Source organism: Phytobacter sp. SCO41 (genome assembly GCF_003073275.1).
Classification (GTDB): Bacteria; Pseudomonadota; Gammaproteobacteria; order Enterobacterales; family Enterobacteriaceae; genus Phytobacter; species Phytobacter diazotrophicus.
The window spans coordinates 5,291,110-5,302,230 of the sequence record NZ_CP027225.1 but is presented as its reverse complement, the minus strand read 5'-3'; the positions used below and the strand labels follow the sequence as shown (position 1 = coordinate 5,302,230).

8 protein-coding genes are annotated in these 11,121 nt (G+C 51.2%); 4 read left to right on the top strand and 4 right to left on the bottom strand.

What is annotated here, in order from left to right:
* Positions 1-35 precede the first annotated feature (35 nt).
* The 4 genes from rpoC (at position 36) to C5523_RS25715 (ending at position 7,628) form a co-directional block, all read left to right on the top strand.
* Positions 36-4,259, top strand: coding sequence for a DNA-directed RNA polymerase subunit beta' (gene rpoC / locus C5523_RS25730; RefSeq protein ID WP_039076859.1), 4,224 nt, complete (start codon positions 36-38; stop codon positions 4,257-4,259).
* Positions 4,260-4,778: 519 nt separating this feature from the next.
* Positions 4,779-6,032, top strand: a complete 1,254-nt coding sequence (locus tag C5523_RS25725; protein WP_052249179.1) for a PTS ascorbate transporter subunit IIC — start codon at positions 4,779-4,781, stop codon at positions 6,030-6,032.
* Positions 6,033-6,088: 56 nt separating this feature from the next.
* Positions 6,089-6,412, top strand: a complete 324-nt coding sequence (locus C5523_RS25720) for a cupin domain-containing protein (RefSeq protein ID WP_039076858.1) — start codon at positions 6,089-6,091, stop codon at positions 6,410-6,412.
* A gap of 151 nt (positions 6,413-6,563) precedes the next feature.
* Positions 6,564-7,628 carry an alpha/beta fold hydrolase gene (locus tag C5523_RS25715; protein ID WP_108702210.1) on the top strand — a complete coding sequence of 355 codons (1,065 nt, stop codon included), beginning with the start codon at positions 6,564-6,566 and terminating at the stop codon, positions 7,626-7,628.
* Here the strand turns inward: C5523_RS25715 and C5523_RS25710 are convergent.
* From C5523_RS25710 to C5523_RS25695, 4 genes are all read right to left on the bottom strand, one after another.
* Positions 7,546-8,589 (bottom strand): AraC family transcriptional regulator, encoded by a 1,044-nt coding sequence (locus C5523_RS25710; protein WP_079498753.1) that lies wholly within the window; start codon positions 8,587-8,589, stop codon positions 7,546-7,548. The two genes, C5523_RS25715 and C5523_RS25710, sit on opposite strands and share 83 nt — an antisense overlap.
* Positions 8,590-8,737: 148 nt before the next feature.
* On the bottom strand, positions 8,738-9,058 hold the full coding sequence (locus C5523_RS25705; RefSeq protein WP_039076855.1) for a PTS lactose/cellobiose transporter subunit IIA: 321 nt from the start codon (positions 9,056-9,058) through the stop codon (positions 8,738-8,740).
* A 4-nt stretch (positions 9,059-9,062) separates the two neighbouring features.
* Positions 9,063-9,368, bottom strand: coding sequence for a PTS sugar transporter subunit IIB (locus C5523_RS25700; RefSeq protein WP_039076854.1), 306 nt, complete (start codon positions 9,366-9,368; stop codon positions 9,063-9,065).
* A 119-nt stretch (positions 9,369-9,487) separates the two neighbouring features.
* On the bottom strand, positions 9,488-11,050 hold the full coding sequence (locus tag C5523_RS25695) for a sensor domain-containing diguanylate cyclase (RefSeq protein WP_039076853.1): 1,563 nt from the start codon (positions 11,048-11,050) through the stop codon (positions 9,488-9,490).
* Between the last annotated feature and the right edge of the window lie 71 nt (positions 11,051-11,121).

Genomic DNA, 11,121 nt, shown 5'->3' with positions numbered 1-11,121 from the left:
CAGCAGAGTGTGCTAACTCCGACGGGAGCAAATCCGTGAAAGACTTATTAAAGTTTCTGAAAGCGCAAACTAAAACCGAAGAGTTTGATGCGATCAAAATTGCTCTGGCTTCGCCAGACATGATCCGTTCATGGTCTTTCGGTGAAGTTAAAAAGCCGGAAACCATTAACTACCGTACGTTCAAACCTGAGCGTGACGGCCTTTTCTGCGCCCGTATTTTCGGACCAGTAAAAGACTACGAGTGCCTGTGCGGTAAGTACAAGCGCCTGAAACACCGCGGTGTGATCTGTGAGAAGTGCGGCGTTGAAGTGACCCAGACTAAAGTGCGCCGTGAGCGTATGGGCCACATCGAGCTGGCGTCTCCGACTGCTCACATCTGGTTCCTGAAATCTCTGCCGTCCCGTATCGGTTTGCTGCTGGATATGCCGCTGCGTGATATCGAACGTGTTCTGTACTTCGAATCCTATGTGGTTATCGAAGGCGGTATGACGAACCTGGAACGTAACCAGATTCTGACCGAAGAACAGTATCTGGACGCGCTGGAAGAGTTCGGTGACGAATTCGACGCGAAGATGGGTGCGGAAGCTATCCAGGCCCTGCTTAAGAGCATGGATCTGGAGCAAGAGTGCGAGCAGCTTCGTGAAGAGCTGAACGAAACTAACTCCGAGACCAAGCGTAAGAAGCTGACCAAGCGTATCAAATTGCTGGAAGCGTTCGTACAGTCTGGCAACAAGCCGGAGTGGATGATCCTGACCGTTCTGCCGGTTCTGCCGCCAGATCTGCGTCCGCTGGTTCCGCTGGATGGTGGTCGTTTCGCAACGTCAGATCTGAACGATCTGTATCGTCGCGTTATTAACCGTAACAACCGTCTGAAACGTCTGCTGGATCTGGCTGCGCCGGACATCATCGTACGCAACGAAAAACGTATGCTGCAGGAAGCGGTTGACGCCCTGCTGGATAACGGTCGTCGCGGTCGTGCGATCACCGGTTCTAACAAACGTCCTCTGAAATCTTTGGCCGACATGATCAAAGGTAAACAGGGTCGTTTCCGTCAGAACCTGCTCGGTAAGCGTGTTGACTACTCCGGTCGTTCTGTAATCACCGTAGGTCCATACCTGCGTCTGCATCAGTGCGGTCTGCCGAAGAAAATGGCGCTGGAGCTGTTCAAACCGTTCATTTACGGCAAGCTGGAACTGCGTGGCCTCGCCACTACCATCAAAGCCGCGAAGAAAATGGTTGAACGCGAAGAAGCTGTAGTCTGGGATATCCTGGACGAAGTGATCCGCGAACACCCGGTACTGTTGAACCGTGCGCCAACTCTGCACCGTCTGGGTATCCAGGCCTTTGAACCGGTACTGATCGAAGGTAAAGCTATCCAGCTGCACCCGCTGGTTTGTGCGGCATACAACGCCGACTTCGATGGTGACCAGATGGCTGTTCACGTACCGCTGACGCTGGAAGCCCAGCTTGAAGCGCGTGCGCTGATGATGTCTACCAACAACATTCTGTCTCCGGCGAACGGCGAACCAATCATCGTTCCGTCTCAGGACGTTGTACTGGGTCTGTACTACATGACCCGTGACTGTGTTAACGCCAAAGGCGAAGGCATGGTGCTGACTGGCCCGAAAGAAGCTGAGCGTATTTATCGCGCTGGCCTGGCCTCTCTGCATGCGCGCGTTAAAGTGCGTATCACTGAGTATGAAAAAAATGCACAGGGCGAATTTACGTCTAAAACCAGCCTGATCGATACGACCGTTGGTCGTGCGATCCTGTGGATGATCGTGCCGAAAGGTCTGCCGTTCTCTATCGTGAACCAGCCTCTGGGTAAAAAAGCGATCTCCAAAATGCTGAACACCTGTTACCGCATTTTGGGTCTGAAACCGACCGTTATCTTTGCTGACCAGACGATGTACACCGGCTTTGCTTATGCAGCGCGTTCAGGTGCATCTGTTGGTATCGATGACATGGTTATCCCGGAGAAGAAACACGAGATCATCTCCGAGGCGGAAGCCGAAGTGGCTGAGATCCAGGAGCAGTTCCAGTCTGGTCTGGTTACCGCAGGCGAACGCTATAACAAAGTTATCGATATCTGGGCTGCGGCGAACGATCGTGTATCCAAGGCGATGATGGACAACCTGCAGACCGAAACGGTTATCAACCGTGAAGGTAAAGAAGAGCAGCAGGTTTCCTTCAACAGCATCTATATGATGGCCGACTCCGGTGCGCGTGGTTCTGCGGCACAGATTCGTCAACTTGCTGGTATGCGTGGCCTGATGGCGAAGCCGGATGGCTCCATCATCGAAACGCCAATCACCGCGAACTTCCGTGAAGGTCTGAACGTACTCCAGTACTTCATCTCCACGCACGGTGCGCGTAAAGGTCTGGCGGATACCGCACTGAAAACAGCGAACTCCGGTTATCTGACGCGTCGTCTGGTTGACGTTGCGCAGGATCTGGTTGTGACCGAAGACGATTGTGGCACCCTCGAAGGTATCACCATGACCCCGGTTATCGAGGGTGGTGATGTTAAAGAGCCACTGCGCGATCGCGTACTGGGTCGTGTAACGGCAGAAGATATTCTGAAGCCGGGTACAGCAGACATTCTGGTTCCACGCAACACGCTGCTGCACGAGCACTGGTGTGACCTGCTGGAAGCGAACTCTGTTGACTCCGTCAAAGTGCGTTCCGTTGTATCCTGTGACACCGACTTTGGTGTATGTGCGCACTGCTACGGTCGTGACCTGGCGCGTGGCCACATCATCAACAAAGGTGAGGCCATCGGCGTTATCGCGGCGCAGTCCATCGGTGAGCCGGGTACACAGCTGACGATGCGTACGTTCCACATCGGTGGTGCGGCATCTCGTGCGGCTGCTGAATCCAGCATCCAGGTGAAAAACAAAGGTAGCATCAAGCTCAGCAATGCGAAGTCTGTTGTTAACTCATCAGGCAAGCTGGTTGTGACCTCTCGTAACACCGAGCTGAAACTGATCGACGAATTCGGTCGTACCAAAGAGAGCTATAAAGTGCCTTACGGTGCTGTTATGGCGAAAGGTGATGGTGAGCAGGTTGCTGGCGGTGAAACCGTAGCAAACTGGGATCCGCACACCATGCCGGTAATCACCGAAGTAAGTGGTTTCATCCGCTTTACTGACATGATCGACGGCCAGACCATTACTCGTCAGACTGACGAGCTGACCGGTCTGTCTTCTCTGGTGGTTCTGGATTCTGCTGAACGTACTACCGGTGGTAAAGATCTGCGTCCGGCACTGAAAATCGTTGATGGTCAGGGTAACGACGTTCTGATCCCTGGCACCGATATGCCTGCGCAGTACTTCCTGCCAGGTAAAGCGATTGTTCAGCTGGAAGATGGCGTACAGATCAGTTCTGGTGACACCCTGGCGCGTATTCCGCAGGAATCCGGCGGTACCAAGGACATCACCGGTGGTCTGCCGCGCGTTGCGGACCTGTTTGAAGCACGTCGTCCGAAAGAGCCGGCAATCCTGGCTGAAATCAGCGGTATCATTTCCTTCGGTAAAGAAACCAAAGGGAAACGTCGTCTGGTTATCACCCCGGTAGACGGTAGCGATCCGTACGAAGAGATGATTCCGAAATGGCGTCAGCTCAACGTGTTTGAAGGTGAACGTGTAGAACGTGGTGACGTGGTTTCCGACGGTCCGGAAGCGCCGCACGACATTCTGCGTCTTCGTGGTGTTCACGCGGTTACGCGTTACATCACCAACGAAGTACAGGACGTTTACCGTCTGCAAGGCGTTAAGATTAACGATAAACACATCGAAGTTATCGTTCGTCAGATGCTGCGTAAAGCGACCATCGAAAATGCAGGTAGCTCCGACTTCCTGGAAGGCGAGCAGGTTGAATACTCCCGCGTCAAGATTGCGAACCGCGATCTGGAAGCGAACGGCAAAATCGGTGCGACCTTCTCGCGCGATCTGCTGGGTATCACCAAAGCGTCTCTGGCAACCGAGTCCTTCATCTCTGCGGCATCGTTCCAGGAGACCACGCGTGTCCTGACCGAAGCAGCCGTTGCGGGCAAACGCGACGAACTGCGTGGCCTGAAAGAGAACGTTATCGTGGGTCGTCTGATCCCGGCAGGTACCGGTTACGCGTACCACCAGGATCGTATGCGCCGTCGCGCAGCGGGTGAACTCCCGGCTGCACCGCAGGTAACTGCTGAAGATGCGTCTGCCAGCCTGGCAGAACTGCTGAACGCAGGTCTGGGCGGTTCTGACAACGAGTAATCGTTGCTGACACGTTAATATAAGTTAAGCTGCACCCCAAAGGTTGGATCCCAACTGACTAAGGTGCAGTTTTTTTTGCTTTTTTGTGCCCGCTTTTTATTGCCCCTCTCTGAATCACTCCTCTGGCGTTCTGCCAGTACCAATAAGTAAAATCCTGGATTAATTAAAATGAAATGGTGTTTTAGTTGTGTTCGTCACAATTTCTTTTCCCCTGTTTGTTAAAATACGCACCGTTAGCAGATGTTTTATCCAGGCCATTTTCATGACCAGAAATAAGGGGCTCTATTTTCATATCCTGATAGTAAGTCTTAAGCTCAAATTTATAACGACTGGTTAATTTTAATCAGCGCGTCTCTATATCATTAAATAATGCAATCTTTCTATGGATTGCCAAATTATAAAAATAATTCTGGGATTTATTTCTCAGGAACCGGCTCGTTTCAATATTACTGAAATGCTAAATAAAAGATACAAATCATTATCAGTTAATAATCAATGCTTACGGTGAAAGGGTTTATTATGGATTACGTAATTAAAATATTAGGTACCCCTGCAATAATAATTGCTTTTATTGCTTTTCTGGGTCTGGCGTTACAAAAAAGTAGCATTACGAATATTATCAAAGGAACACTCCTTGCTTTTATCGGCTTTGTATTAATTAAAACGGGTGGGAGCATACTTGGTGGTGTTCTGACCATGTTCAGCGACCTGTTCACTAATGCGTTTGGCTTGCGGGGCGTGGTCCCAAGCAATGAAGCTATCATGGCGTTGACTATTGACAAGCTTGGTCGGCCTGCCGCATTTATTCTGTTTTTCGCGATGATTATTAACGTTCTGCTGGCACGCTATACCCGTTTTAAAGCGATATATCTGTCACTGCACCTGATTGTCTTTATGTCCTTTTCCGTGACAGCCGCCCTCGTTGGCCTTGGCTACGGTGAGCAATTTGCTATTATTTTTGGCTCTGTGGTTATTGGTACCTACATGGCCGTTTTTCCTACTATATTGTCACGTTTTAGCCGAAAAATTATCGGCCACAATGAGTATTGTATAGCCCATGCTGCATCCAGTTCCTATATTATTGGTTCTTACTTAGGTAAATGGTTTGGCAATACCGCGACGAACGTTGAAGAAGTTAAAGTTAGCGATAAATTTAGTTTCCTCAAGAATGCTGATGTTGCCACTTTTCTGACCATGTTCTGTTTGCTGGGCATTTCTTCTATATTCGCTGAACATGCTTTTCTCGATAAAATGTTAGCGGGCAAACCTTATCTGGTTTGGTTATTAGAAAAATCAGCGACGTTTGCGGGTGGTTTGTACATTGCCAAGAAAGGCGTGGTCATGTTCACTGAGGAAATCGTACCTGCTTTTAAAGGCTTTTCTCAAATTGTTGCGCCCGGCTCCATTCCGGCAGTGGATCCGATGGTGTTGTTTGATAAATCTCCGAACGCGGTTCTCATCGGTTTTCTGGTGAGCTTTATGGCGGAGCTGTGTTGCGTTGCGCTGTTCCCGTTCATTGGCCTGCCGGTGATTATCCCTGGCATCATGGCGAGTTTTATTACTGGTGGCAGTGCTGCTATTTTTGGTAATGCGACCGGTGGCTTGCGAGGCGCATTGATCGCAAGTTTCGTAAACGGTCTGCTGCTGTGTGTTCTTCCAGCGTTGGTACTACCGTTGTTCAGCCATCTGGGTGTTGACAGTGTGACCTTTGCTGACCCTGATTTCACATTCCTGTCAGCCATCATTAAATACACGTTTGGTTTGGCGCATTAATCGTGCTGCAGGCCTGAATACCAGGCCTGCAACTTCTGTTTTAGCGAGGTGTAAAAATGTTTATTTATAAAAAAGAGACGGTGCTGGAAGATCTGGGTAATGGCGTCAATCGCAGAATCCTGGCCCATGGCGGCACGATGATGGCGGTGGAGGTTAACTTTACCGAGGGGGCTGTAGGGCCGATGCATAGCCATCCGCATGAACAGCTCACTTATGTTTTGTCAGGGCGCTTTAGCTTTACGATTGATGGCGTAACGAAAGAGGTTAGTGCCGGCGATACCCTCTACAAAAAGCCAAATGTTGTGCACGGTTGTGTTTGCCTGGAAGCCGGAACGCTGCTGGATACATTCACGCCGCAACGTGAAGACTTTTTGTCTTAAGCGCTTCTGCTCAGAATATAAGCAAAGACCCACTTCGGTGGGTTTTTTCATGTACAAAAACCATTAAAAAAGACCTCGATCGTGTTTCAGGACGCAAGCACAAGCTGCGGATGCTAGAAAAGCCGGGTGTTAACTCATCAGGAAAATCATTATGTATCGTCGTCTTACTTTGCTACTGCTTACTCTTCTTATCAGCTATTCCGCGTATGCGAATGTCGGTTTCAGACAACTGCAGATAAATGAAAACAGCAACCGTCCTCTTGATATCGCCCTGTGGTACCCAACGACAGACGCCGGGAAAATCGAACGCATAGGAGAGAATGCCGTGTTTCACGGTACTCCTGCACTTCGCAATGCGAAACCAACAGCACGGCAGCACCCCCTTTTGTTGCTTTCGCACGGTTACGGTGGCAACTGGCGCAATTTAAACTGGCTGGCTCAGGGAATGGCCTCTCAGGGTTATATTGTGGCGGCAGTTGACCATCCTGGCACCACCACTCGCAATAAAGAAGAAGTGGCAGCGCAGCAGTTGTGGGAACGTCCACGGGATTTGATTGCGATGCTGGACTACCTGTCTGATACACCCGCCATTGCCGGTGCTGTTGACCCCGAACGCATTGCGGCAGTAGGTCACTCTCTGGGAGGCTGGACAGTCATGGAGCTGGCGGGCGCGCAGTTTTCTGCGCCTCGCTTTTTGAAAGATTGTGAAACTCATCCGGCGCTGGGAGCCTGTAAACTCAAACACGTTCTGGGTATTGATAAGCCTGAATCACTGGCACCGTTGGCGGCAAGCCAACGTGACGTACGCATCAAAGCCGTTATTTCTCTGGATTTGGGACTGGCAAGGGGCTTTACCCCTGAGAGCCTTGCACAGGTTTCCGTGCCAGTGCTGGTTATGGGCGCGCAGGCCGACAGCGATGATGTTCCTGCACGTCTGGAATCAGGCTACCTCTTTACTGCACTTGCGCAGGGGGATCGCCATCTGGTCAGCGTGACGGGAGCGACGCACTTTAGTTTTATGCAAGAATGTAAGCCAGGCGCCGTGGCAATGATTGAAGCCGCAGAACCCGGTGAGGGTATTGTTTGCCGGGATGGCGGACAGCTAAGCCGTCAGGCTATCCACCAGCAATTGTTTACGCAGATAAGTCAGTTTTTAAATCAGTCCCTGAACGACTCGCCTCAGCACGGCGAAAATCGCCAGGACTCATCCCGCTGACGCGCATAAATTCACGGTTAAAATTGGATTTTGTGGAGAAACCTGCCTCCAGCATGATCTGCGTGACAGGAGCATCTGACTGCACTAACAAGCGCTGTGCATACTGAATGCGAAAGCCATTAATCCACTGGGAGACATTACAGCCCCGAGTGCGGTTGATGGCACGGGATATTTGTCGTGCAGGTGTCCCGGTTTTTCGTGCCAGCCCCTGTAATGAAAGATCCGGGTCAAGGAAAAGCTCGCGTGCCGTAAGCGCGTTTTCCAGATGCAGGCAGAGAGCATTGTCTTCTGGATCCACCACCTCTGGCCCGGTAACCTCCGCTGTCACGCAGAGGGGAGGTGGCGTGACTTTTCGTCCGGTGAACAAAATCGCCAGGCAAATAAATGGCAACAAGATACCTTGTGAAATAGCAACCAGCAGAGGCGCATGCTGCCCATGGTACTGGTTAAAATCATAGGCTATCGCTGCATCCGTCAGGCTCGAAAAACACAGGAAACATCCGGCGGCAAATGCCATCACCGAGGTTGTTGGCGAATCGCTAAGCCGCGTTAAGACAAAGGCATCGGCGCCCAACAGAGCAGTTCTGAGCAGCGCAATGCCGTACCCCAGATAAAGCAGCACCAGCACGGCATCCGTTGCCTCAGGCCAGGCAAGATTCGCCAGCAGGGCGAGGGTGGGCGGTATGATGGATGTTGAAATATGCCAGACGCGTTTTCGCCCGGTGAGATCGGTAAAGCAACGCCACACCAACGGCGGGAAAAGTATCGCCAGCAATGACTGAGCCTGGCGAAACACCATGGCGTCAAACGCCCAACGCAGGGCCGACATAATAACCAGTAGTGTGCAACCTGCGATGAAGTACATTACCCCTCGCGATTTCTCACCCGGTTGCAGGCAAACTTTGGCCAGTAAGATAAGCAGGAGAAAAAGAGTAAAGACGGGAAAAGGGAGCGAAGGCATCCTGGATCCTGATGTCGTTCAGCAGAAGAATGCTCATGTTGTGCCATAAATGGCAGAAAAAAACACGCCACCAGATAGCGCGTTGACAGGGGCTAAACAGCAAAATGCCCGACTCATCGGGCATCATGCATAACTGAGCAAGAGTTAATTATTGATTAACGGGCGGCAGGCGGCGGTACAGTTCAATCATGTCTCCCGCCAAATCCTGGATGACCATTGCATTCATCAAGTGATCCTGAGAATGCACGGTAATCAGGTTAACCGGCAATTTCCCGGCACCTTCATCAAGGCCAATAAGTTGTGTCTGGATTTTATGTGCGTGTTTGACGAATTCGCGGGACTCTTCCATCGCCTGTTCCGCACCGGCAAAATCGCCTTTACGCGCCAGTTGCAATGCCGTCAGCGCCTGGCTGCGCGCTGCACCTGCATTCACCAGCAGCTCCATAATGATGGTTTCTAAATCTTCCACGCGCTTACTCCATCAGCTTGAGGGCTTTTTCCAGAACGACATCGCCTTTCATCATGCCGTAATCCATCATGTCGATAACCGCGACTTTTTTGCCCAGCGGTTCGGCCTGCGCCTGCAACTTGGCCTGTTCATACTTCACCTGCGGCCCGAGCAGGACAATATCTGCGGTAGCGATGTTGTCTTTAAACTCAGCGACGGGAACGGCCTTAATGGAAACTTCTACCCCTTTTTTCTGCGCTGCGTCTTTCATGCGTTGAACCAGCATGCTGGTGGACATCCCCGCAGCACAGCATAAAACGATGTTTTTCATAGTCAGCCTCGATGTGGATGGGATAACTGATAATTATCCCGTGCTGGCCCCTTCAACAACCGCCTTTCCATGAATGTGTGTATAGCATCACAAACATTCACTGCGCTGTCTGAAACCGGTTACAAGGAGGTTGACGAATCGGCGGGAAGCGACTTATTACGCAATACGATTTGGTTTTTGCCTTGCTGTTTCGCCTGGTAGAGCGCCTCATCAACGCTATTCACCAGTTGCTCCAGCGGCTCCATTTGCCACTCACCCAATCCGGCGCTGAATGTCACGGTCATTCCCTCTTCACGCCACTCACGGCTTGCCACGTTAATACGCCACTGCTCCAGTATCTGATGCGCGTTGGCGATGTGCTCTTCGGGGAAAATAACCGCAAACTCTTCGCCGCCGTAACGGTAGAGCGAGATATGTTGTGACTGCAGCACTTGCAACCCTTCCCGGGCAACATTACGCAGCACAATGTCGCCGCTCAGGTGTCCCCAGGTATCGTTTATCGATTTGAAGTTATCAATATCGACCATCGCCAGCGCGAAGGGTTGGTGATCGTTCATCAGGGCGGCGATGTCGCTATCGAATGCCCGGCGATTCTTACAGTTTGTCAGGGCATCCATCGTGGCCTGCCTGACCCAGACCTGCTCCCGTTCTTTGCTACTGACTATCGCTTTGCTCAGCATCGCCTCCAGCTTCGGTGTCTGCTGTACATCCCCGGTTTTAATCGCATTAATAATATTGAGCAGGACTGTGCGGGAAGCGTAGCGCAGATACAGACCGAACAGGATAATAGTCATGGCCGCAACGCCAAACCCCCAACCGACCACCAGCGTTTCATCGCGCAGGAGATTTTCCAGCGTATCGCCCGGTACGATATAGATGGCAAACCAGTCCGGATTGGTCAGCGAGCTGTAATAAAGCCAGGTGTTACGTCGTTCGTCATGAAACATGCCCTCGCCGCTGTTCATCTCTTTCATTCGCGACTGCTGGGAAAACGCCTCGAAAAGGACGCCCGTATCCGGGTGCAGCATGACATGACCGCTACGGTCCACCACAAAAAACTCCCCTTGCATGGGGGATTGCATGGTTCGTAATCCATGGCTGATAGAGGCCAGATCCAGGTGAAAAGCCAGCGTGCCTTTGAGATTGCCCTCCGGGGAGACGACGGGCTTATATACCGTCACTGTCGGATGATGGGTAAAGTAATCTTCGTAAATATCCGTGTATTTGCTGTACGACGTCGCCTCGGCCTGACGAACGAACCAGGGGCGGGTTTTGGCGTCATAACGCTGACCCTCCTCGCTATCAAACACCACCGGGGCACGCAGGTAACGACCCTGAGGATCGGCCAGTGAAATAGAGGAGACAGAGGGCATTAGCCGCAGTAACTGCATCAGGGATTGTAATCCCTCAGGCGAGGTGAAATTTACCGCGCTATCGAGGCGGTTATAACGGGAAAAGTAGGCTGCGGCCTGGTTGAGAATATAGTCATTCTCCTGAAAAACGGCTTCGGCATAGTTGACCGCGATGTTATGCGTAAACGTCTGATTAACCTTGTGATAGTTATCAGTAATGTCTTTCCTTTGGCTTAAAATGACCAGCGTGGCAATGACGGCCAGGCAAAGAAAGATGCCGGTAAAACTCACCAGAATGGGTGTAGTGAACGAAAGTTTTCGGCTATACATGTTCGTTATCTTCGAGAGCGTTAGACAGTGACCTGGAAAGTATAGGCAAGCGTGGCGCGGTAAATAAAAAA

Bases quoted from the DNA above. Each gene is read 5' to 3' on its own strand.
- C5523_RS25710 (WP_079498753.1), bottom strand. From the start codon at position 8,589: ATGCCTTCGCTCCCTTTTCCCGTCTTTACTCTTTTTCTCCTGCTTATC.
- C5523_RS25720 (WP_039076858.1), top strand. From the start codon at position 6,089: ATGTTTATTTATAAAAAAGAGACGGTGCTGGAAGATCTGGGTAATGGC.
- C5523_RS25715 (WP_108702210.1), top strand. From the start codon at position 6,564: ATGTATCGTCGTCTTACTTTGCTACTGCTTACTCTTCTTATCAGCTAT.
- C5523_RS25725 (WP_052249179.1), top strand. From the start codon at position 4,779: ATGGATTACGTAATTAAAATATTAGGTACCCCTGCAATAATAATTGCT.
- C5523_RS25700 (WP_039076854.1), bottom strand. From the start codon at position 9,368: ATGAAAAACATCGTTTTATGCTGTGCTGCGGGGATGTCCACCAGCATG.
- C5523_RS25695 (WP_039076853.1), bottom strand. From the start codon at position 11,050: ATGTATAGCCGAAAACTTTCGTTCACTACACCCATTCTGGTGAGTTTT.